This is a genomic window from Lentzea terrae, from assembly GCF_003265345.1.
In the GTDB taxonomy this organism is placed as follows: Bacteria; Actinomycetota; Actinomycetes; order Mycobacteriales; family Pseudonocardiaceae; genus Lentzea; species Lentzea terrae.
In genome coordinates this window covers 54,755-75,176 of record NZ_QFWW01000030.1, presented here as the reverse complement: position 1 = coordinate 75,176, position 20,422 = coordinate 54,755, and the positions used below count along the sequence as shown (strand labels likewise).

General features: G+C 69.1%; 24 protein-coding genes. 10 read left to right on the top strand and 14 right to left on the bottom strand.

Annotated features, from left to right (window positions below; translation table 11 throughout):
- Positions 1-87: 87 nt before the first annotated feature.
- Positions 88-2,133 (top strand): ATP-binding protein, encoded by a 2,046-nt coding sequence (locus tag DI276_RS37420; RefSeq protein WP_112272616.1) that lies wholly within the window; start codon positions 88-90, stop codon positions 2,131-2,133.
- On the opposite strand, the gene DI276_RS37415 is transcribed toward DI276_RS37420, so the two are convergent.
- The 3 genes from DI276_RS37415 to DI276_RS37405 form a co-directional block, all read right to left on the bottom strand.
- Entirely contained in the window at positions 2,134-2,790 is a 657-nt protein-coding gene (locus tag DI276_RS37415) for an RES family NAD+ phosphorylase (protein WP_093596775.1), read from the bottom strand. It abuts the gene before it with no gap.
- A 28-nt stretch (positions 2,791-2,818) separates the two neighbouring features.
- On the bottom strand, positions 2,819-3,403 hold the full coding sequence (locus tag DI276_RS37410) for a DNA-binding protein (protein WP_112272614.1): 585 nt from the start codon (positions 3,401-3,403) through the stop codon (positions 2,819-2,821).
- A gap of 94 nt (positions 3,404-3,497) precedes the next feature.
- Positions 3,498-4,067, bottom strand: coding sequence for an HdeD family acid-resistance protein (locus tag DI276_RS37405; protein ID WP_112272612.1), 570 nt, complete (start codon positions 4,065-4,067; stop codon positions 3,498-3,500).
- A 53-nt stretch (positions 4,068-4,120) separates the two neighbouring features.
- On the opposite strand from DI276_RS37405, the gene DI276_RS37400 reads away from it, so the two are divergent.
- Positions 4,121-4,651 carry a hypothetical protein gene (locus tag DI276_RS37400; RefSeq protein WP_112272610.1) on the top strand — a complete coding sequence of 177 codons (531 nt, stop codon included), beginning with the start codon at positions 4,121-4,123 and terminating at the stop codon, positions 4,649-4,651.
- On the opposite strand, the gene DI276_RS37395 is transcribed toward DI276_RS37400, so the two are convergent.
- The 4 genes from DI276_RS37395 to DI276_RS49590 form a co-directional block, all read right to left on the bottom strand.
- The gene (locus tag DI276_RS37395; RefSeq protein ID WP_112272608.1) at positions 4,642-5,544 is read right to left on the bottom strand and encodes a hypothetical protein; all 903 of its coding nucleotides are present in this window, start codon (positions 5,542-5,544) and stop codon (positions 4,642-4,644) included. The genes DI276_RS37400 and DI276_RS37395 overlap by 10 nt on opposite strands.
- A 173-nt stretch (positions 5,545-5,717) precedes the next feature.
- Positions 5,718-6,053: a toxin-antitoxin system YwqK family antitoxin gene (locus DI276_RS37390; RefSeq protein WP_157985184.1), complete on the bottom strand. Its 336-nt coding sequence runs from the start codon at positions 6,051-6,053 to the stop codon at positions 5,718-5,720.
- Between the two features lie 83 nt (positions 6,054-6,136).
- Positions 6,137-6,487 carry a toxin-antitoxin system YwqK family antitoxin gene (locus DI276_RS37385; RefSeq protein WP_157985183.1) on the bottom strand — a complete coding sequence of 117 codons (351 nt, stop codon included), beginning with the start codon at positions 6,485-6,487 and terminating at the stop codon, positions 6,137-6,139.
- Between the two features lie 2 nt (positions 6,488-6,489).
- Complete coding sequence (locus tag DI276_RS49590) at positions 6,490-7,902, bottom strand: YwqJ-related putative deaminase (RefSeq protein WP_119724497.1); 1,413 nt, start codon at positions 7,900-7,902, stop codon at positions 6,490-6,492.
- A 1,453-nt stretch (positions 7,903-9,355) separates the two neighbouring features.
- Here DI276_RS49590 and DI276_RS50435 point away from each other — a divergent pair.
- Together DI276_RS50435 and DI276_RS49585 are read left to right on the top strand one after the other, a co-directional pair.
- Positions 9,356-10,645 (top strand): collagen-like domain-containing protein, encoded by a 1,290-nt coding sequence (locus DI276_RS50435; RefSeq protein WP_157985181.1) that lies wholly within the window; start codon positions 9,356-9,358, stop codon positions 10,643-10,645.
- A 78-nt stretch (positions 10,646-10,723) separates the two neighbouring features.
- Positions 10,724-10,948 (top strand): hypothetical protein, encoded by a 225-nt coding sequence (locus tag DI276_RS49585; RefSeq protein WP_119724496.1) that lies wholly within the window; start codon positions 10,724-10,726, stop codon positions 10,946-10,948.
- A gap of 121 nt (positions 10,949-11,069) precedes the next feature.
- Here the strand turns inward: DI276_RS49585 and DI276_RS37375 are convergent, their stop codons facing one another.
- The 3 genes from DI276_RS37375 to DI276_RS37365 form a co-directional block, all read right to left on the bottom strand.
- Entirely contained in the window at positions 11,070-11,375 is a 306-nt protein-coding gene (locus DI276_RS37375; RefSeq protein ID WP_112272600.1) for a type VII secretion target, read from the bottom strand.
- Positions 11,376-11,412: 37 nt separating this feature from the next.
- The gene (locus tag DI276_RS37370; protein WP_112272598.1) at positions 11,413-11,943 is read right to left on the bottom strand and encodes a YbaB/EbfC family nucleoid-associated protein; all 531 of its coding nucleotides are present in this window, start codon (positions 11,941-11,943) and stop codon (positions 11,413-11,415) included.
- 141 nt (positions 11,944-12,084) lie between these two features.
- Positions 12,085-12,459 (bottom strand): FKBP-type peptidyl-prolyl cis-trans isomerase, encoded by a 375-nt coding sequence (locus DI276_RS37365; RefSeq protein ID WP_089950373.1) that lies wholly within the window; start codon positions 12,457-12,459, stop codon positions 12,085-12,087.
- 168 nt (positions 12,460-12,627) lie between these two features.
- Between DI276_RS37365 and DI276_RS37360 the strand changes: the two genes are divergently transcribed.
- Positions 12,628-13,440 (top strand): S1 family peptidase, encoded by an 813-nt coding sequence (locus DI276_RS37360; RefSeq protein WP_112273405.1) that lies wholly within the window; start codon positions 12,628-12,630, stop codon positions 13,438-13,440.
- A 67-nt stretch (positions 13,441-13,507) separates the two neighbouring features.
- Positions 13,508-15,469, top strand: coding sequence for a beta-propeller domain-containing protein (locus tag DI276_RS37355; RefSeq protein ID WP_112272596.1), 1,962 nt, complete (start codon positions 13,508-13,510; stop codon positions 15,467-15,469).
- 17 nt (positions 15,470-15,486) lie between these two features.
- Here DI276_RS37355 and DI276_RS37350 read toward each other — a convergent pair whose 3' ends face one another.
- Positions 15,487-16,242 (bottom strand): EI24 domain-containing protein, encoded by a 756-nt coding sequence (locus tag DI276_RS37350; protein ID WP_112273403.1) that lies wholly within the window; start codon positions 16,240-16,242, stop codon positions 15,487-15,489.
- A 97-nt stretch (positions 16,243-16,339) separates the two neighbouring features.
- On the opposite strand from DI276_RS37350, the gene DI276_RS37345 reads away from it, so the two are divergent.
- The 3 genes from DI276_RS37345 to DI276_RS37340 all read left to right on the top strand — a co-directional run bounded on the left by DI276_RS37345 (position 16,340) and on the right by DI276_RS37340 (position 18,171).
- Entirely contained in the window at positions 16,340-17,671 is a 1,332-nt protein-coding gene (locus DI276_RS37345; RefSeq protein ID WP_157985180.1) for a helix-turn-helix domain-containing protein, read from the top strand.
- A 78-nt stretch (positions 17,672-17,749) separates the two neighbouring features.
- Complete coding sequence (locus DI276_RS50430) at positions 17,750-17,911, top strand: hypothetical protein (RefSeq protein WP_157985179.1); 162 nt, start codon at positions 17,750-17,752, stop codon at positions 17,909-17,911.
- Entirely contained in the window at positions 17,908-18,171 is a 264-nt protein-coding gene (locus DI276_RS37340; RefSeq protein WP_232837194.1) for a hypothetical protein, read from the top strand. The genes DI276_RS50430 and DI276_RS37340 overlap by 4 nt, the downstream gene beginning before the upstream one ends.
- On the opposite strand, the gene DI276_RS37335 is transcribed toward DI276_RS37340, so the two are convergent.
- Positions 18,154-18,906 carry a GNAT family N-acetyltransferase gene (locus DI276_RS37335; RefSeq protein ID WP_198681157.1) on the bottom strand — a complete coding sequence of 251 codons (753 nt, stop codon included), beginning with the start codon at positions 18,904-18,906 and terminating at the stop codon, positions 18,154-18,156. The genes DI276_RS37340 and DI276_RS37335 overlap by 18 nt on opposite strands.
- A gap of 61 nt (positions 18,907-18,967) precedes the next feature.
- Here DI276_RS37335 and DI276_RS37330 point away from each other — a divergent pair, with 61 nt between their 5' ends.
- The gene (locus DI276_RS37330; protein ID WP_112272590.1) at positions 18,968-19,336 is read left to right on the top strand and encodes a hypothetical protein; all 369 of its coding nucleotides are present in this window, start codon (positions 18,968-18,970) and stop codon (positions 19,334-19,336) included.
- Here the strand turns inward: DI276_RS37330 and DI276_RS37325 are convergent.
- Together DI276_RS37325 and DI276_RS37320 are read right to left on the bottom strand one after the other, a co-directional pair.
- The gene (locus DI276_RS37325) at positions 19,307-20,233 is read right to left on the bottom strand and encodes a YihY/virulence factor BrkB family protein (RefSeq protein WP_112272588.1); all 927 of its coding nucleotides are present in this window, start codon (positions 20,231-20,233) and stop codon (positions 19,307-19,309) included. The genes DI276_RS37330 and DI276_RS37325 overlap by 30 nt on opposite strands.
- Positions 20,220-20,405 (bottom strand): hypothetical protein, encoded by a 186-nt coding sequence (locus DI276_RS37320; protein ID WP_112273399.1) that lies wholly within the window; start codon positions 20,403-20,405, stop codon positions 20,220-20,222. Before DI276_RS37320 ends, DI276_RS37325 begins: the two co-directional genes overlap by 14 nt.
- Positions 20,406-20,422 lie beyond the last annotated feature (17 nt).

Here is a 20,422-nt window from a genome sequence, read left to right as displayed (position 1 = left end):
GTACCAGGGTCGTCAGTCCCGGGTGGACCGGAGGCCTGACCCGTTCGGCCGCTGTTGTGCCGCCGCACAGGACGTGAAGGTGTTCCGGTGGAGAACACCGAGTTCCGCGCGGGCGTGCACGCCCAAACCTGCGGCACCTGGCCCCCGCCGCTGCCGCCGGACACGATCGTGCCACGTCAGCTGCCTGCCGCTGTCGGCAACTTCTGCGGCCGGCACGACGAGTTGGCCGAACTGGAGTCCCTCGCCGGCTCGGGCACCGTCGTGATCTCCGCGCTCAACGGCACCGCAGGGGTTGGCAAGACCGCGTTGGCGCTGCACTGGGCGCATCGCGTGGCCGACCAGTTCCCGCACGGCCAGTTGTACGCGAACATGCGTGGGTTCGAGCCGGAACACGAACCGAGATCGGCCGCCGAAGCCGTGTACGAATTCCTCGGTGGTCTCGGTGTTCCGAGGGATGCCATCCCAGTGAGTCTGGACGCGCAGGCCGCGTTGTTCCGCAGCAAGATCGCGAAGCGCCGTCTGCTGGTCGTGCTGGACAACGTGAACAACGCGGACCAGGTGCGCCCTCTGCTGCCGGGCACCATGTCCAGCTTCGTGCTGGTCACGAGCCGGAACCAGCTGCCTGGCCTGGTGGCGGAGCACAACGCCAGGCCGGTGCGGTTGGATCGCCTCTCGGTAGCGGATGCAACGGCGTTGCTGCGGTCAAGGCTCGGTGCCGTGGATCCTGCCGCGCTCGCCGAGGTGGCCGAATTGTGCGCCGGGCTGCCGCTCGCGCTGGCCATCGTTGCGGCGCGCGTGGCGTTGCAGCCTCACATCCCCATTTCCGAGTTGATCGCCGAGCTGCGTGCGGACCGGCTCGAGGCCCTCGACCTGGGCGACGACGAGCTCAGCGTTCGCGCGGTCTTCTCGTGGTCACTGCGGGCGTTGAGCGAACCTGCGGCCAGGTTGTTCCGGTTGCTCGGACTGCATCCTGGGCCGGACGTCGGCATCCACGCGGCCGCCGCTCTGGCAGGTCTTCAGGTGACGGCGTGCAAGAAGCTGCTGCGGGAACTGATCAGCGCCTCGTTGCTGGAGGAGTACCTGCCCGGGCGATTCCGGTTTCACGACCTGCTGAGGCTGTTCGCACACGAACTGGCGGGTACCGACGATGACGCGCAGCGCCGGATGCTCGGCTTCTACCTGCACACGGCGTCGGCAGCTGACCGAGCGTTGGTGACGCATCGAATCAGTATCGACCTGCCACCGCTGGATCCTGCGGTTGTACCGCTGAGCTTCCTCACTCCGGTTGAAGCGTATGAGTGGTTCGCTGCTGAGCACGTTGTGCTGATGAGTCTGGTCGACCACGCGGCGTCAGCGGGGTTCGACGTGCATGCCTGGCAGTTGGCGCTGGCGTTGCGCAGTTACCTCGACAAGCAAGGACATTGGCTTGATCGCGTGTCGGTGAACCGGGCTGCGCTGGGCCCGGTCGACAGGCTCGGCGACCGGCTCGCGCAAGCACGTGTCCACAGAGGACTCGGACGAGCGCTCTACCGGTTGTCGTTGCTGGACGAGGCCGAGTCCGTGCTCCTGAAGGCGTGGGTGTTCGCGAAGCAGTCGGGCGACCCCGTGCAGCAGGCGCATTGCGTGGAAGCGCTGTCGACGTTGTTCGCGAGGCAGGGGAAGCACGAGCTCGCCTGGGAGCACGCGGAGCTCTGCATCGAGCTGCATCCCGCGGACGAGAAGGATCCGTGGCTGGCGTCGTCGTACGTGATGAGGGGGCGCTGTCTCGCCGCGCTGCACTTCTTCGCCGAAGCGTTGGCCGCCACGACGAAGGCATTGGAGCTGTATCGCGGCGTGACACCTCCCGACGAGTCAGGAGAGGCGGAGGCGCACAACAGCGCCAGTCACATCTTCGCCCACCTCGGTGAGTTCGCTCGCTCCTTGGAGAGCGCGCAGCAGGCACTCGTGCTGCACCAGCGGCTCGGCAACAGACCGGGGACGATCGAGTCTCTGTCCCACATCAGCGACGCGTGCCAGGAGTTGGGTCGGCACGAAGACGCCTGCCGCGCGAGAGAACAAGCTGCCGCGATCCTGGCGAACCTGCAGGGCGCAGTCGTCAATGATCCGCAGCTGCGGTTCTACGGACACTGGTGATCACCCCAGCAGCGTGTAGTTGAGCTCCTCGCACACCCGCGCCAACGGCAGGTCCAACCCAGGATGGTCCAGCGGCAGCAACACGTCGGGCGCCGCGGGCAGCCCCGACGCGCCAGGCGGGTCCCACAAGCAGATGGCCGGGTCACCGGAATCCATCGACGACCGGTACCAAAGGCCGTCCAGCTCCGGATAAGCCGCCCGAATCGCCCGCGACCAAGCCTGCGTCACGATCTTCGGGCCGGTCGAGATCTCCTGCGACGCACCGACGCGCGTGGGCCACAGGCCGCCCAGGTCGAGCAGCCTCAACGTGCGGCGTGGGCGCAGCACCACGAGGAACGGTGAGCGGGTGCGGCGGTCCACGATCGAGGTGGCTTGGAAGACCTCGGCGATCGAGGTGCGCACGGACAGTCCGAAGTAGAGGACGCCGTTCTCGTGGTCCTGCACCGGGGAGCCGTCGTCGGCCGGTTGTTGTGCGTCGAAGCGGGCGTGGGGGAGCGGGCCCGTGTAGCGGAACGTGTTCCAGCGTTGCGGGTGGGAGCCCTTGGCCGTGAACACGCGGACCAGGCGGGTTGCCCGGTGCACCGCCACCACGTCCTCGGTGCGGCGCAGGTGCGCTTGCAGCACGGCAGGGGCAGGCGGCTGCGGAAGCCGTGACATTCGGGTCCTGTCGGGTGTGCGGGAGCGCTCAGGCGGGGGTGCCGAGCACTGAGGCCAGGTCGGCGACTCGGCGCGGGTCTCCTCCGGCGAGGAGCCAGTCGCGCGGGGTGGCCGGCTTGCCGTCGACGAGCAGGTCCTCCTGGAGGGTGGTCATGAACGCGGCCACCACCAGCGCTGGTTGGTCTGACGGGATCGCCGCCAGCACCGTTTCCAGGCCTGGCAGGACGCCGGTGCCCGCGAACTGCCACGCGGGTAGTCGCCAGCTGCCCCGGTCCTTCCAGCCCACGAGCCTGCCCACGCCGAGGCGGTGGCGGATGCGGCTGGAGTCGACCTGCAGTTGGCGCGCGGCCTCGTTGACGGTCACTGCCGAGTCGCGCAGCACGGCGTGAGCCACGACGGTGCGGGTGCGGGGCTTGGCGTCACCAGGGCCCGCTGGAGAGAGGTCCAGGCCCACGTCGGACAGGGCCGCCTGCTGGTCCGGCGTGAAGTAGGTGGCCGGTTCGGGGTGCGGTGGAGCGAGCCTGCGTGCCGCGTCGGTCACGAGGGCCAGGAACTCGTCGGGGCTCACCTGCAGGCCGGCCTTGGCCAGCACTGTCTCCAGCGCGGGACTCATGCGCACAGAATATCTCGCGCGTGCGCATTTGTGCGCCTTGCGCGGGCATTGACCCTAAACGTTCGACGTTGTGCGCTCACGCAATGACGCTACGTCAGAATTTCCTGTCCGGAGCGGTGACGTGGGCCTCATTCGGCACTGCGAGACCGCCCTCCAGCTGCTTCAACCGCAGGCTGAACAGCACCAGCACCACGCCCCACAGGATCGCGAACACGCCGATGGTGATCACGAACGCCAGCGCGCCCGCGGTCGGGTTCACGACGAGGATGATGCCGAGCAGCACCGTGAGCGCGCCCGTGATGACGTAGAACCACTCGTTCGTCATCACCTTGCGCAGGCGGATGGCGTCGACGATCTGCAGCACACCGGTGACCAGCGCCCAGGCCGCGATGATGAGCAGCAGCGCGGTAGCGGTGATGCCCGGCCAGAACAACGCGACCAAGCCCGTGACCAGGCCCAGCGCGCCGATCAGGCCCAGTGCCCAGCGGGCGGGCCACTCCTTGTGGGTGAGGGTCAGATACAGCATCGACGCGCCGTCGAAGAACGTGTAGGCGCCCCACAGGATGATCAGGGCTACCAGGGTGAGGCCGGGCCAGATCAGGGCCGCCAGGCCGAACAGGACAGCGAACACTCCGCGCACCGTGAAGAGCCACCACCGTTGCATGGTCAGGATCGTCTCGGCTGTCGGAGGGGTCGGCAACCTGAGACCCTCGTTCGGTGCTGATCCGAGTGGCTGACTGGGAACGGATCCGGTCCGGTGAGGTCACGCTGCAGTTCCGGCGGTGGAAACGGCCCACCGTGCGCGCCGGCGGGACCCTGCGGACGTCGTTGGGCGTGCTGGCGATCGACGCGGTGGACGTCGTGACGCGGGCTTCGCGGGCGGAGGCGCTCGCGGCGGGGTTCACGTCGGTGCGCGAGCTGATGTCCTCTGTGGACGGACGTGACGGCTCGCTTTACCGCATTCGCTTGCGGTTCGTGGGTGAAGATCCACGGATTGCGCTGCGCTCGTCGTCCGATGTGGACGGACTGGAGCTCTCGGACGCCGGCGTGGCGCTGCTGCGGTTGATCGCGGCGAACCCCGGCGTGCGGGCGGCGGATCTGGCTGCGGCCGTCGGACGGGAGAAGCTGCCGTTCAAGGCGGACGTCCGCAAGCTCAAGGCGAAAGGGCTCACGGAGTCGCTGGAAGTGGGGTATCGCCTCTCCCCGCGGGGAGAGGCGTACCTGCGTTCACTCGATGCTCAGCCCTGACCCGTGATGATCGAGACCGCGCGGTCCTGCGTCTGGTCGCTGACCTCGGCGACCTGGAACCCGCGCGCCACCGCGTGCGCGACCAGCTCCGGCTCCGGCGGCAGGCCGTACTTGCGCAGGTAGTGCGGCACGGCGCCGGCCCAGATCCAGGTGCCGTCGGTGCGGAAGTTGAGCGGCACGTCCTGTTCGCCGCTCTGCGAGAACTCGTCGAGGTCGTAGCTGCGCGCCGCCAGCACGACCGGCGCCGACTCGAGGTAGGTGAGCAGGCTGTCGACCAGCTGCGGGTCGATCGGCTGGCGGTTGACGATGATCCGGCCGTCGTCGTTCTTGCCGTCGTACACGCGCGCCGTCCGCAACTCGCCGGACTGCGGCTGCTGCTGCGGGTCCACCTGGCTCGGCGGCGGAACCTGGAACTCCTGCTGCGACTGGGGTTCCGGCTCCGGCGCGGGCAGCGGCGGCAGGCCGACGCGCTGACGCCACCAGTCCGGGATGAGCCGGTCGGGGCGCGGGAACGTCTGCAGCTCGTCGCGGAAGCCGATGGGCGGCGGGGCGTTGCGCCAGCGCGGCTCGTCCTCGGCGTTGAAGTCGACGGTGAACGCCGCCGGCGCCTCGATCTCGTACGTCGCGCTCAGCCACGTGCCGCGGTCCGGGTGGTACATGCCACCGCGCAGGTGGCCGAACATCTGCACCACGTCCATCGGCGGACGCACCGGCCTGAGCTGGCCGTCCGGTCCCGCGAACGCCAGGTCGACCTCGATGTGCCGCCCCGCAGCGCGGTACTCGGCACGGATGCGCTGCCAGCCCTGCGGTACGGCCGGCAGCATGGCGCGGCCGATCTGCCGCACGAGCTGCTGCTGGTCCTGCTCGCTCAGCGGTGTCGCTGGCTGGCTCATTGTGCTCCTCGCCCCTCTCCCCGGAAACCGCCCGCTGATCTTATCGGGCGGCGGTTGCCCGTGTGGGCCGGTCGGTCACTCGTGGCCCTTCCCACAGGTTTGATCGCTCGGGGAGTGCTGCGGTTCCAGGTCGGCGTGCTCGGCCTGGGTGATCGCGCGCTCAGCTCTTGTGTTCAGATGACGTGCTCGTAGGTCAGCGCCCGTTTGTCGTCCCACTCCCTGCGGTAGAGCTCACGGCCCTGGTCGTCGAACTCGATTTCGAGTGCGAGCTGCCCGTTGGGGTGCCATTTCCGGTTCACCCCGATGAGGAGGCCGAATCTCATCGTGCCTTGCTTGAAGGGGCGATCCGGTCCGTACCACTCGGAATAGGGGCCGTCCTGAACATCGGCATAGTAGTTGCAGAGGGAGATGAGATTGCCCTCGCGACCAATCTCCACTACTTCTCTGGTGTACGGAACTCCCTCGTAGAGGACACCGTTGTAGTCGTCCTCGGTGTCCTCGATGTTCACGCGCATGGTCATCACTCCGGCAGTTCCTGGAGTAGCGGATCACCAGGTGGGTGGGTCCGCATTTCAGCGCCGTCAAGTTTCGATCACCTGGTGAACGTCTTGTCCTCGGTCGGGTTGCCGTCCTTGTCCCACCGCTTGCGGGCGAGCGGCTGGCCTTGGTCGTCGAACGTCCGCCACTCGGCGAGCTGGCCGTTGGGGTGCCACTTCTGCCACTCACCGACAGCCAGACCGGCGTTGTTCACACCTTCCTGGCGCTTCTGGCCATTCGGGTACCAGAGGGTCTGAGGGCCGTGCGGAATGCCCTGCCAGTAAGTGATGAGACCGATGACGTTGCCGTCCGCGTCCTTGGTCTCGACCTCCCCGTCGAAGAGCTCGCCGTCGTGGTGGACGCGAGCGGTCTCGTCCAAGTACGACTCGGTGCTGTTGATGCGCATTGTCATTCCGTCGCTGGAGGTATGAAACTTCCCTTGGACCGGTGGTCGAAGGGCGAGTATTGGATGCGGCCAGTGTAACTGGGCACGTCCCGCAGAATTGTGTTGCAGTTGGCGCAGGCCGGGGCGTCACTCCCGATGGGAGCAGTGACCACCTTCTTCTGCATCATGTCCTGTGTCCACCGCGGGTCGAAGCGCATTTCCTTGAGGGCGTCGCGGCTCAGCGGGGGCGGCGTGGAATCCGGACCGTGCTGCGCCTTCCACTCGGCCTCGAACTCCCGCTGCCGGGCCCACAGCAACTCGTTGACCGCCTTGACCTCGGCGTGCCGGAGCGGTTCGTCGTGGTGAGCCTGACCCTGCATGACCCACGGTTCGGTGATGACCTTGCCGTCTGCGTCCTTGATCGCCTTGCCGTTCTCACCGAGCACCGGCTTCTGCTGCATGTCGGTGTCGTTCTTCATGATCGGGTGCTGCCAGTCACCCATGCCCTTGTAGTTTTCGCGCAGCAGCGGGTGCAAATTCTCCGGGTCGATGAGATCGGTGGTTCCGCCGTTGACGCCCTCGGTGATCTTGCCGGTCTTGAGGTCCATGGCAACCGCGGAACACGGTCCGTCGCCGGGCAGCTTGTTGGCGGCGTGGTACTCAGCGCGCTGCCGGGAGAGGTCCTGGATGTAGTCCTTGACCGGCTTCCCGTCGACGGTGTGGATGAGCCCGTCCTTCAACGTGACTCGCGACGTGTCGTGCGGATCCACCTCGTCGACGAGCGAGCCGCGGGCCTTGTCCTGCTCGAAGTCCGGGTGGCGAGCGTCGGGCGCCGGCCCGGGGTCCACCGGCGGATCCGGGAAGTGCTTTGGATTCGCGACCGGTTGGTCACTGGCCGACGGCGCCTTGGGCGACTCATCGGCATGCCCGTCCTCGAGGTCCTTGGTGTTGTCCGAATCGGTGGTGTCGGCGTCGTCCTGGCCGCGGTCCTTGGCGCCGTCTGTGTCGGTGCCGTCGTGGTGCTGGGTGTCGGGTGCGTAGCCGTCGTCGCTCGCCTTGGACTTGGAGCCGTCCGGGTGGTGGGTCTCCCACTCGCCGTTCGGCGGGATCTTGGGCTGGCGGGTGCCGTCCGGGCGGATCTCGGGGTCGCTGGTGAAGACGCGGCCGTTGGCGTCCGTCCAGGCCGGCTTGGTCGGGGCCAGGACCGGGGCGTCGAGGTGCTTGGAAAGCTGCTGGGCGAAGTCGTTGCTGCCGGCGTCGCAGCCGATCAGGCGGACGGGCTTGCTGCCGTCGTAGCCGGCGCGGCGGAGCATGTCGGCGTACTCGGCCGGGGTGTAGTCGTGGCCGCCGATGCGGGCCTTGCCGTCGGGGGTGACGTGGACGTCCGCGGTGAAGTAGCGCGGGTCGTTGGGGACCTTGTGGGGGAGGTCGCCCATGTCCTTGTCGCCGCCGTGGTGGCTGACGCCGGCCGGGGTGTTCTCGGCGTGGCGGGCGTGTGCCTCTTCCGGGCTCGGGCGGTCCGCGGGCGGAGCGTCGTGGTTGTTGGGGGCGTCGCCGTCGTGGGGCTTGTCCGGGGTGCTGTCGTGCGGCTTGTCCGGGCTGTGGGGCTTGTCCGGGCTGTGGGGCGGCGCGTCGGGCTTGTGGGGCGCGTCAGCGTCCGGGCGGTGCGGGGTCGCGGCGTCCGGACGAGTGGCCTCCGGGGTGCGGTGCGGGGCCTGGGCCGTGTCGGTGCCGCGGGAACGGGGAGCGTCCGGGCTGTGCGGGCGTGAGCCGTCGGGGCGCGAGCCGTCTGGGCGGGTGCCGTCGGGACGGTTGCCGGGGCCGCTGCCGTCCGGACGGGACGGGGAGTCAGGGCGGTGGGGCGCGTCGGGACGGCTTGGGCCGCCAGCCGGGGTGTCGGGGCGGTGTGGCGCGTTCGGGCCGCCGTGTGGCGTGTTTGGTGTGTGGGGCGCGTTGGGGCCGCCGTGCGGGGCGTTCGGGTTGTGGGTCGCGTTTGGCGCGTCTGGGCGCGACGGGGCGTTCGGGCCTGCGTGCGGTGCGTCCGTTCGCGACGACGGCGCCGTGGTGCCGCTGTGCGGAGCATCCGGGCGGGATGGGGCGTGCGGCGCGTCGGGACGTGACGGTGCGTTGGGGCCGCCGTGCGGTGTGTCCGGTCGGGACGGTGCGTTTGGGCTGTGGGGTGCGTCAGGACGTGACGGCGCACTTGGGCCACTGTGCGGCGCATCGGTGCGCGATGGCGTGCTTGGGCCGTGAGGCGCGTCGGGACGCGATGGCGCCGATGGGCCGCTGTGCGGTGCGTCGGGACGCGATGGGGCTGAAGGGCCGCCGTGGGGTGCGTCGGTGCGCGATGGCGTGCTTGGGCCGTGAGGCGCGTCGGGACGCGATGGCGCCGATGGGCCGCCGTGAGGCGCGTCGGGACGTGTTGGGGCACCTGGGCCGCTGTGCGGTGCGTCGGGACGCGATGGCGCCGATGGGCCGCCGTGGGGTGCGTCGGGACGTGTTGGGGCTGAAGCGGCGGTGTGAGGTGCGGAGGGGCTGCCGTGTGGGCTGGGCTGGGGTGCGTTGGGGCGCGACGGGGCTTGGGGGGCGTCTGCTCGCGCGGAGGGGGCCGAAGGGGAGTTCGGGTTGTGCGGGGCCGTTGGGGCGGACGACTGCGGGCGCATCGGGGTGTCGGCGCGCGGGGCGCCGCCGGCTGGGGCGGCTGCGGATGGGGAGTGCGGGGCGCCCGTTGACGGGGCGTGTGGGGCGCCGGCCGGCGGCATGTTCGGAGTGGAGGGGGTTGTTGCTCGGCTTGGCGGGGTTGCGCCTGCGTCTGGGCGGCCGGCGTTCGGGGTGGCTGTGGACGGGGCGTGAGGCATTCCGCTGGAAGGTGCGGACGGGGCGTGGGGCATGCCGCCGGACGGGGCGGAAGGTGCCGAAGGCATCGACGGCGTGGACGGCGTCGAAGGCATTGAGGGGGCGGACGGTGCCGTCGGCGTTGAGGGGCGCGCGGGGGCGTCTGCTCGGGAGGCCGACGTCGACATGTCCGGCGTGCGTGGGGGTGGTGGGGTGCTGGCGCCGGGGCTGCCTGGGGTGCCGGTCCAGCCCTGGCCGCCGGTCGACGGGCGGCCTGCGGCTGGGGCCGACGGGGCGTTGCCGGCGGCGTTCGGGGCGCCGCCGCCCATCGGGGCGGACTGCGGCGGGGTGGACGACGGGGAGTTGTCCGGGGTGCGCGACGGTGCGTGCGGGGCGTCCGCGCGCATCGGGGCGTCGATCGGGGGCGCCACCGAGGAGGAGACGGTCTGGCCCGTGTTGCGCGCCGGGGACGGGGCGTCCGGAGTGGACGGCGTGTGCGGGGCGCTGGGGCCTGCGGGGGACGACGGGGAACTGTCCGGAGTGCGTGACGGGGACGGGGCGTTGGGGGACGAGCTGTCGGGGGCTCGGGACGGGGTGTCCGGCGTCGACGAGCTGTCCGGGGTGCGCGAGGAGGAGGGCGCAGACGACGGGGACGAGCTGTCCGGGGTCCGCGAAGGGCCGTCAGGCGTCGACGACGGAGAAGAAGGCGACGACGGAGAAGAAGGCGAAGACGGTGACGACGGTGACGACGGCGAACTGTCCGGAGTGGACGAAGACGGCGAAGAGTTCGGCGAGGACGGCGAAGAGTCCGGAGTGGACGAAGACGGCGAAGAGTTCGGCGAGGACGGCGAAGAGTCCGGAGTGGACGAAGAAGGCGAGCCGGGGCTGCCAGAAGGCGAGACGTCCGGGGAACCGCCGCGCTGGAAGAAGCCACCGGGCTTGATGGACTTCGTGGAGATCACGTCGAGACCGGTCACCTTGCCGACCAGCTTGCCGACGACCTTCATGATCTTGGTGAAGATCTCGACCAGACGGCCCAGCAGCGGCGAGACCTTCTTGATGGTCTTGATGAGCTTCTGGATCAGCTCGCCGATCCGCGTCGCCCACTTCGAGATCGCGGTCACGGCCTGCGCGACGATCACCGGCGTGCCGAAGCCCAGGGTGAAGACGGCTTCGAGCACCCACGTGATCAGCTTGGCGACGAGGTCGGCGATCAGGTCGCGCACCATCTCGCGCACGAATCCGACGACCATGCCCATGACACCGACGACGGTGCCGACGGAACCCGCGGTGGAAGCCGCGCCGGACAACGCGTCCAGCTGCTCGGCCGCCGAAGTGCGGTAAGCATCGCCGGCGGCACCGGTCCACGACGCGGTCTGGGCGACGGCGGCCTGGTAGTCGCCCGCGATCTTGCCGAGCTCGGTGGAGACGTTCTTCCACGTGGTCGAGTACGACTCGATCACCGGCGGGTCGCCCGCCAGCCAGTCGAGAGCTTCCTTCAGCGGCTGGCAGTGTTCCATCAGGAACGAAGCCGCGGACGACAACAACGTGCCGAACGGGTCGATGGCCATCGAGGCGGCGTCGGCGGCCAGGCCTAGGACGCCGAGCCCGCCCTCGATCCAGTTGCCCTCGGAGATGCCCTTATAGGCGTCCACCGCGGAGTCGGCGATGTGGAAGCCGGTGGCCCACCCGTTGTCACCGGTGCCGGCGTTGAAGAAGCCGGACGGCTCCGCGGGCGCCTGTGCCACCAGGGGGTTCGGCGTGGACATCAGAAGCCCTTCATGGTCTGGGCGATCTGGTCCTCAACGGCCTGGTACTGCTTGGCGGTCTCGGTGACCTTCTTCGCCGTGGCGTCCATCGCCTCCGCGACGCCCTTCAGCGCGTCCATGCCCCAGTTCTCGACCGGGTCGAGCAGCATGCGGAACGGCTGGCAGATGATCCCGTACGCGTCGGTCGGCATCGACACGGTGTTGGCCGCGTCCACTGCTCCCTGCAGCCGCCCGTGCAGGGCCTGCAAAGCCTTGGCGTGCGCTTCCAGCACGTCCGAGGTGACGTTGAAACCACCGGCGGTCATCGAACCCCCTCAAGTTCGAGCAGCGGACAGGAAAAGATCAGGAGAGCACGGACTCGCCGCCGAAGTCGTCGTCGTCCGACGGAGGCCTGCGACGCGCGGGAGGCGGCGTCGAACGCGGGGGAGGCGGCGGTGCGTCGTCCTCCACCCGGAAGTTCATCTCGTTCACCCCGCTGTACGGGGACCGGGGCTCGTCCTCCGGCGGCGGCGCCGGGAAGTTCTTCTTGGCCTCGTTGAACAACACGTTGGCCGTCTCGTCCTGCGTGCCGATGGTCTCCGCCATCGCCTCCTGCAGCAGCGCGGGAATCTTCGACTGCGCGCGCTGCAACAGCTTCATGATCTCGCCGCTGATCTCGGCCATCCGCCGGCCCGCGGCGGACTCGTTGATCACCAGGTTCTGCAGGATGCCGTTGGAGCCGATGGTCAGCTCGACGGCACCGTCCGACGACCGCTCGGAGATCGTCATGCCCTGAACGCGGGTCGCCATCTCCTGGTAGCGCGCGGCGCGTTCCTGGATGTTCTGGTTCCAGTTCGCGAGCATCTGCTCCGACCCGGCGATGTCCTCGGGCACCCGAAATTCCCTCCCACTGCGGCGGCGGACTCAAGGATGACGCAGGCGGGCGTGATCCCGTTCCGCCGACTTGCCAAATCGACCGCTCGGACCAGCGGTGTTCCACTGACCGGACCAGTGGAACACCGCGAAGCCGATGATCTAGTTCACACCCAGCAGGTCGACGACGAAGATCAGCGTCTCGTTGGGCTTGATCACGCCGCCGGCGCCGCGCGCGCCGTAGCCCAGGTGGGGCGGGATGACCAGCTTGCGACGGCCACCGACCTTCATGCCCTGGACGCCTTGGTCCCAGCCGGCGATGACGCGGCCGCCGCCGAGCGGGAACTGGAACGCCTCGCCGCGGTCCCAGGACGCGTCGAACTGCTCACCCGTCGAGTGCGAGACACCGACGTAGTGCACGGACACGAACTGACCGGCCGTGGCCTCCGGGCCGTCGCCGACGGTGATGTCCTCGATCAGCAGGTCGGCGGGCGCCGGGCCGTCGTGCGGGTCGACCTCAGGCTTCGTGGGGGCCATCACAACTTCCTCTCGGAACGGGGTTGTTCGCCGTCGATCCAATCACGCGCGGGTGGACGCGGCCGAATGGCCTACGCAGATCAGCCCTGGCCCGTCTCGAAAATCTCTGTTGATCTGTAAACGATCTCGGCCCTGCACCGGGATCCACAACAGAAGAAGGAGATGATCATGGCGGCAACCCTGCACCGCCTCCGGTCACTGCTCGGCGCGGCATTGGCAGCAGCGACGCTGTCAATGGCGTGCGTCAGCGTGGCCGAAGCCGCTCCGACGCCCACCCCCGACGGTGAGTTCGGCACTCAGATCGTCGGTGGAACGCGCGCGAGCACGTCCACCTACCCGTGGGTCGTCTACCTGGCGACGAGCAGCGGGTCCCAGTACTGCGGTGGCACGCTCGTGGCTCCCAACAAGGTCGTCACGGCCGCGCACTGCACCGTCGGCGACTCGCCGTCCGCCGTCCGCGTCGTGGCCGGCCGCGACGACAAGAGCTCCACCGCCGGCACCGTCGCCCGCGTCACGAAGATCTGGATCCACCCGAGCTACACCGACGTGACCCGCGGCTACGACGTCTCGGTGCTCACGCTCGACCGCAACCTGTCGCAGACCCCGCTCAAGTTCGCGACCAGTGCGGACAGCGCGCTGTACGCGGCGGGCACCAGCTCGACGATCCTCGGCTGGGGCACGACGAGCTCCGGTGGTTCGGCCTCGCGCTACCTGCTCAAGGCCACTGTGCCGCTGACCAGCAGCTCGACCTGCTCGTCGGCGTACGCGGGCGACTTCAACGCCACGCACATGGTGTGCGCCGGCTACACCCAGGGCGGCACCGACACCTGCCAGGGCGACTCCGGTGGCCCGCTCGTGGCCGGTGGCAAGCTGATCGGCATCACGTCGTGGGGTGAGGGCTGTGCGGCTGCCGGTTACCCCGGCGTCTACGCCCGCGTCTCCACCTACGCGACGCAGATCCAGGCGCAGATCAACTCCTAGGCACGACCCGGGAAGGGTTGTCGCAACTGCGGGCAACCCTTCCCGGCCCTGCTTACGTCCTGATGACATGAACGGCAGAAAGCTGTTGGCCGGTGCCGCCGTGCTGGCCGTCGCCGGAGCGAGTGTGAGCTCCGCGGTGCGGGACGAAACCCCCGCGCCACCACCGATCGTGGACTACGGGCCGGTGCGTCTCGTCGCGTTCGACTCGTGCGACAACGCACTGTCCGAACTGCGCAACGCCATGGCTCCGTACGTCGGCGCGTACGGCCTTGGGGGCAACGCGCGGATCTTCGCCGCCGAGGGCATGACCACGGACTCGAACACGGGTGGCGTCGCGCAGCAGAAGAGCATGCCTGCCACGCCGCCCGCACAAAATCAGGAACACTCGACGACGAACGTCCACGAGCAGGGCGTCGACGAGCCGGATGTCGTCAAGACGGACGGAAAACGTGTCGTCTCCGTCGCCGACGGCAAGCTGCGCGTGATCGACGTCGCGAGCAAGTCCTTCACCGGCACGGTCGACCTCGGTCAGCGGCACGTGAGCCAGCTGCTGGTCTCCGGGGACCGCGCGCTGGTGGTCGTCGAGAACTCCGGCTCGATGGCGAAACCCGCGCTGCCGCCCGACCAGCCGTCGTTCGTCCCCGAGTTCGGCAGCGAGCTGATTCTCGTGGACCTCAAGGCGCTCAAGCAGATCGGCAGCCTGCGGACCGACGGCCTCTACCTCGACGCCCGCCAGATCGGCGGCACCGCCCGCGTCGTCGTCCGGTCGCAGCCGCGCCTGCCGTGGGTCTACCCGAACGAGTCGACCAACGAAGCAGGATCCTTGCGCCGCAACAAGGAGATCCTGCACAGCGAGCCGATCACCTCGTGGCTGCCGCGCTACGAGCTCGACCAGAACGGCGCCAAGAGCAACGGAACGCTCGTCGACTGCGCGAACATCAGCCGTCCTTCCTCGCACTCGGCGACGTCGATGCTGACCGTGCTCACGTTCGACCTGTCCGGGCAGCTCGGCACCGGCCAGCCGGTCTCGATCGTGGCCGACGGCGACACCGTGTACGGCACCGACCGCAACCTCTACATCGCCGACGACCACCGCCTGCTGCCCGAACTTCCCGGCAGGCCACCGGTGCAGCGCCCGATCACCACGGCGATCCACCAGTTCGACATCAGCCAGGCCGGCCCGCCGAAGCACGTCGCGTCCGGTGACGTCAACGGCACGCTGCTGAACCAGTACTCGCTGTCCGAGCACGACGGCGTCCTCCGCGTCGCCACCACGTCGGGCACGGAAGTCCGTTGCTGCTGGCGCATGCCCATCGACATCGCGCCACAGCAAGAACAACCAGCGCCGCCACCGTCCGAAAGCTTCGTCACGACGTTGCGCCGCAACGGAAACCAGCTGACCAAGGAAGGCCAGATCGGCGGCCTCGGCAAGGGCGAGCGCATCTACAGCGTCCGGTTCATCGGCAAGCTGGGCTACGTCGTCACGTTCCGGCAGACCGACCCGCTCTACACGCTGGACCTGAGCGATCCCAAGCAGCCCAAGGTGATGGGCGAGCTGAAGATCACCGGCTACTCCGCCTACCTGCACCCCGCGGGCGACGGCAGGCTGATCGGCGTCGGTCAGGAGGCCACCGAGCAGGGCCGTACCACCGGCACGCAGGTGTCGTTGTTCGACGTGCGGAACCCCGCGTCACCGCAACGGCTCGCGCAGTACCACCTGCCGGGCTCGAACTCCGAGGCCCAGTACGACCCGCACGCGTTCCTGTACTGGCCGCAGGACGGCACGCTGGTCATCCCGGTGGCGCAGCACTACCAGAACGACTTCTCCTCGCTGGTGCTGCGCGTCGAGGGCGACCAGCTCAAGGAGGTCGGCAAGATCGTCGCCCCGCTCGGCCAGCACAACCACTACGTCCAGGCCCGGCGGACGATCGTGATCGGCGACCAGCTCTGGTCGGTGTCCGGGGCCGGCGTGCAGATCAACGCGCGCAACGGCCTGGCGCAGCAGGCCTGGTTGCCGTTCACCCAGTGAGTCTCACCCAGTAAGTCTCACGTAGTAGTGCGGTCTCCGGAGAGCAGGCGGTGCGACAACACCGTGCCGCCTGCCATCGCCGCCGGGATCACGATGATCGCGGCCAGCGGGATCAGGCACAGCAGGTACGCGGGCACGGCGAACCCGAGCACCATCGACCGGCGCGTCGCGAGCACCCGGCGGCGCTCCTTGAACGACTTGCCGCGCCGCGTGAACGGGATGCCGGTGAGCTCGATGCCGAGCAGGTACCCGTTGATGCACACGGCCAGCACCGGCACCACGGTCTGCCCGATGAAGGGGATGAAGCCGCACACGAACAGAGGGATCGCGAACAGGATCGACGTGCCGACCAGCAGGAGCGTGCTGCGCAGCCCCACCGCGAACCCGCGCCACCAGCCGACCTGTTCCGCGCCGGGCACTCCGCCGAGCTCGTCCTCGACCTCCTCGGCGATGTACTCGTAGAACGGGCCACCGATCATGATCGTGATCGCGGTGAACAGCAGCACGCTCAGGCCGAGGACCACCGCGATCACCGAGATGCCGACGGCGACCTCGACGACGTCGCGCAGGGTCTCGCTCCACGAGTCGGCGAACCCGGTGAGCCAGTCGGCGATCGACTCGATGTTCGTGAACAGCAGCACCCAGCCGGTGATCATCAGCGCGGCGGTGATGACCGCGGGCACCGCCCCGACGAGCACGCGCTTGGGTGAGCTGAACACCAGCTGGAACCCGCGCAGCAGCAGAGCGAGGCCGGCCCCGAAGTCCTTGATCACGCGCGCAGGATAGTCGGTGCGGGACCCAGTTGAGACGAGGTGGAGTGATTTCGCCGGGACCGGCATGATGGCGGACTGAGTGCGGGAGGCGTTGAGGTTGAGCAACCCAGCTAAGAACGCCGTCGTCGTCCCGGACGGGCCGCTGCCGATGCTGCCGCCCGCGATCTGGGAGTCGAAGGAAGTGCGGGACGCGGTCGCCGCGGACTCGCCCGGCGCCGTGGTCGCGATCGCGCGCAAGGCGCACGGCCTGCGGCAGGACGAGCTCGGCACGCTGGCGGGGTTCTCCCAGTCGGCGATCTCGCGCCTGGAAGCCGGGAGCAACATCGCCTACGACATGCGGGTGCTGCGAACGCTGCAGCGGCTGCTCGGCATTCCCGCCCACCTGTTGGGCTTGCTGGACCGCACGGTGCCCATGCGCTCGGGTGAGGCCGTTCGCCTGGCCGGCCTGCCGGGGTTGGAGGCGCTGCCGAAGGACCTGGTCGTGGGCATGGAGGGCAAGGCGTTGATGGCGTTGTGCGCCTCCGCTGTCTTCGGCACGCCCAGCGGCAACGGCGCGATGGCCGCCGACGCCGTGAGCCAGCTGCTCGTGCTGCGGCGGATCGTCAACGACGCGCACAACTGGCGCGGCACCGGTGCGCTGATGCCCGCCGTCCGCAACATGTACGACTTCATCGACGTGTTGCGTCGCAACGCGCGTGGTGACGTGCGTCGGCGGTTGCTCGGCACGGGCGCGATGTACGCGGAGTTCTACGGCTGGCTGCACGAGGAGATCGGCGACCTGCGCGGCGCGGGCGCGTGGACGTCCCGTGCGCTGGAGCAGGGCCAGGCCGCCGACGACCGGGACGTCGTCGCGTACTGCTACGTGCGGATGAGCCAGCTCGCCGAGGTCGACGGCGACGACGACCGCGTCATCGGCCTGGCGCGGGCCGCTCAGCGCGAGACAGGGCTGAGTCCGATCGTGCGCGCGATGGCGGTGCGGCAGGAGGCGCGCGGTCTTGCTCGTGCTGGCCAGGACGCGTGCATGCCGCGGTTCGACCTCGCGCAGTCGCTCGTGCTGAGCGCGGAACGGCCGCAGAGCGACGAGTACTCCATCGGCTACTGCTTCACCGATCTGCACGTGCAGATGCAGCGCGCCGCGAGCATGGTCGACCTCGCCGACCACCGGCGGGCCATCGACGCGTACACGGACCTCATGCCCAGATGGGGCGCCATCTGCCAGTGGGAGCAGGGCGTGCACACGGCCAAGCTCGCCTACGCGCACGCCGCCAACGGTGACGTCGACCGGGCCGTCGAGCTCGGGTTCGCGGCGCTGGACCTGGCCAGGGTGACCGGCTCGCAGCTGATCGTGAACGAGCTGGACAAGCTCGATCCGTGGCACGAGACGCCGGCCATCGCCGAACTCGCGGCAGAGGTCACGCAGCTCCGCTGATATGCGAGTTCCGCATACGCGGCCCGCAAATCGTATGTAACCCTCCCGATTTCTTGTTACACCGCGCACGATCTAGGTGTGATCGACCTAGCCGAACGAACGCCGCGATCGGAAGAGGTCAGCGCCGACAAGTTCTGCGCGGCAGTGGCAGAGCAGAACTCGGGCCCGTACCGGCTCAAGTTCTACGCGACCACACACGCCGTCGTGTGTGTGGTGGACGACGCCGAGGTGAAGGCATGAGCATCCAAGAAACAGAGGCGCGCATGCCGGTGTTGCTGGTCCGCAAGCGTGCGGGTGTCGTAGGCGAGACACAACGCACGTGCCACCTCGTACCGATGCCCGACGACGATCGCACGCCGCTCGCGTTGACCGCGTACTGCGGCGAGCTCATCCACCGCGGCGAGGCGGAGCTGCTCGCCCAGCCCTCCGGCATGCCGTGCGTCGGCTGCCTCTTCCGGGTGCCGATGCCGAGAAACGGCCAACTAGCCCACGACTGGTGAGGCGATGCAGGCCGTTCCGACCCGCCTGAACCCGACCCGCTCGTAGACCCGTGCGACGTCGAGGCTGCCCGCCGACAGGAACACCAGCTCGGCGCCACGGGACAGGGCGTCCCGCGCGAGCTCCGCAGTGACCGCACCACCGAGGCCACGTCGCCGTGCCGCCGGCAGCGTGCCGATTCCCGCGATCTCGACGACGTCACCCGCCCGTTGCGCGGTGCCTACCGCCAGCACGCCCTCGCCTGGCAGGTCGGCCACCGCGTGCCGGTGCCGGGTGCTCGTCGGTGTCGCGTCCCGCAGCGCCGCGTCCCGTTCGGCCACGCCCACCGAGCCCGGTGCCGTGCCCGGTGTCGAGAACGCCAGCTGGGCCACCACGGACACCTCGGCCGGGCTGGTGCCGAGCACGCGCACGTGCGGGTGCGGCTCTGGCAGCTGGTCGGGGTCGAGCACCATCAGCGGGGCCATGAGCACCTCCATGCCGGCAGCGACTGCCGCGTCGTGGAGGTCAGGCGTGGTTTCGTGCACCCACTCCAGCGCCTCGGGCACGCCCAGCTCACGTTGCCGCGCCCGCATCTGCACCACGTCTGCGACGGTCGGCCGCCCACCGGGGAACCGCGGCCGCGCGTAGTACGGATAGCCGTCGCCCGCCTGGACGAACAGCACCAGCTCGCCGTGTTCCTCAACGCGAGATCCCGGTCGGGGCACAGAGTCGTAAAAGGTTTCGAGAACGTCCCACACGAACGATCACGCTAGCTACCTTGAGCGGCATGACGCACCGCATTTCCCGCAACGAGCAGCCATGAGGGTCTTGGCGGCGTTGGTCGCCCTCCTCCTCGTGCTCACGGGCTGCGGCGACGACAGCGAGGACCGCTTCGCCCGGCCAGGCACGCCCAAGACGTCACCCAGCGGGAAGTTCGTCGCACACGCCGAGAGCGCGAGCGAACTGCGGATCACCGACCGCAACGGCGGGGAGCTGTTCCGCAAGTCCTACGAGTACGCGACCAGCTACCGCAGCGACGCCATCGGTGTGGTGTGGCTGTCCACGAAGGACCAGCTGTGGGTGCTCGTCCCCGGCGGCCGGATGAGCGAACGCGTCGAGGCCGGGCAGGACGGGGTGTGGACCGCGGTCGAGGCCGAGCTACCCGGGGAGATCACGCGGCTCGGCTGACGCCTCGTCGTGCGGTTCGCCCTGCGCCATCCGCCTGCCGCGTTCCAGCTCCGCGTCGAACTCGGCGCCCAGCAGCACGGCGATGTTCGAGATCCACAGCCACACCAGGAAGACGATGACGCCACCGAGCGAGCCGTAGGTCTTGTTGTAGGAGGCGAAGTTCGCCACGTAGATCGCGAAGCCGACGGTCGCGAGCGCCCACAGCACGATCGCGAGCAGGCTGCCGGGCGTGACCCAGCGGAAACCCGGCTGCCGCACGTTCGGCGCCGCCCAGTAGAGCACCGCGAACGCGAGCGACACGAGCAGCAGGATGACCGGCCACTTCACGAAGTCCCACACGGTGACGACCGTGTCGCCGAGTCCGATGAAGTCGCCGACCGTGTCCGCGACGCCGCCGGTCAGCACGAGCGCGCCCAGCGTGAGCGACACGAGGACCACCGAACCGAGCGTCAGCCCGAGCCGCAACGGCACCGTCTTCCAGAACGGCCGGCCTTCCTCGACGTCGTACACGGCGTTGCACGCGCGCATGAACGCGCCGAGGTAGCCCGACGCGGTCCAGAAGGCCGTCAGCAGACCGATGATGCCCAGCAGTCCGGCGGCACCCTGGCCCTTGCGCAGCTCCTCGACGGACGACTTGATCAGGTCACCGGCCTGACCGGGCGCGACTTGGTCGACGTACTTCATCAGCTCCTGCGTCGTCGTCTCGCCCATCAGCGCGAGCACGGACGTCAGCACGATGAGTCCGGGGAACAGCGACAGCACCGCGTAGTAGGTGAGTGCTCCCGCCCAGTCGGTCAGGTTGTCGTCGTTGAACTCTTTGACTGTTCGTTTGAGAACGCCCCACCAGGCGCCTTTCGGCAGCTTGGTGGGACGGTCGACGGTCTTACCTGCGGGCACGGCGCCAGCTCCACGAACGCGTACCGGAGCCGATGCCGGCGAGGTGCAGGGCGAGGAGCAGCAACCCGAGCACCACGAGCGTGTTGACCGTGATCACGTCACCGAGAGCGACCTTCGCAAGATCGAGAATCAGCGCAAGGCCGAATGCCACTGCGGCGATGATGGCCATCATGGTGTCCACCTCCATAG

Coding starts and splice junctions, on each gene's coding strand:
- DI276_RS37415 (WP_093596775.1), bottom strand. CDS start 2,790: ATGTCACGGCTTCCGCAGCCGCCTGCCCCTGCCGTGCTGCAAGCGCAC.
- DI276_RS37410 (WP_112272614.1), bottom strand. CDS start 3,403: ATGAGTCCCGCGCTGGAGACAGTGCTGGCCAAGGCCGGCCTGCAGGTG.
- DI276_RS37405 (WP_112272612.1), bottom strand. CDS start 4,067: ATGCAACGGTGGTGGCTCTTCACGGTGCGCGGAGTGTTCGCTGTCCTG.
- DI276_RS37395 (WP_112272608.1), bottom strand. CDS start 5,544: ATGAGCCAGCCAGCGACACCGCTGAGCGAGCAGGACCAGCAGCAGCTC.
- DI276_RS37385 (WP_157985183.1), bottom strand. CDS start 6,487: ATGCGCATCAACAGCACCGAGTCGTACTTGGACGAGACCGCTCGCGTC.
- DI276_RS49590 (WP_119724497.1), bottom strand. CDS start 7,902: ATGGGCGACCTCCCCCACAAGGTCCCCAACGACCCGCGCTACTTCACC.
- DI276_RS50435 (WP_157985181.1), top strand. CDS start 9,356: ATGCCGCCGGACGGGGCGGAAGGTGCCGAAGGCATCGACGGCGTGGAC.
- DI276_RS37375 (WP_112272600.1), bottom strand. CDS start 11,375: ATGACCGCCGGTGGTTTCAACGTCACCTCGGACGTGCTGGAAGCGCAC.
- DI276_RS37365 (WP_089950373.1), bottom strand. CDS start 12,459: ATGGCCCCCACGAAGCCTGAGGTCGACCCGCACGACGGCCCGGCGCCC.
- DI276_RS37360 (WP_112273405.1), top strand. CDS start 12,628: ATGGCGGCAACCCTGCACCGCCTCCGGTCACTGCTCGGCGCGGCATTG.
- DI276_RS37355 (WP_112272596.1), top strand. CDS start 13,508: ATGAACGGCAGAAAGCTGTTGGCCGGTGCCGCCGTGCTGGCCGTCGCC.
- DI276_RS37340 (WP_232837194.1), top strand. CDS start 17,908: ATGAGCATCCAAGAAACAGAGGCGCGCATGCCGGTGTTGCTGGTCCGC.
- DI276_RS37330 (WP_112272590.1), top strand. CDS start 18,968: ATGAGGGTCTTGGCGGCGTTGGTCGCCCTCCTCCTCGTGCTCACGGGC.
- DI276_RS37320 (WP_112273399.1), bottom strand. CDS start 20,405: ATGATGGCCATCATCGCCGCAGTGGCATTCGGCCTTGCGCTGATTCTC.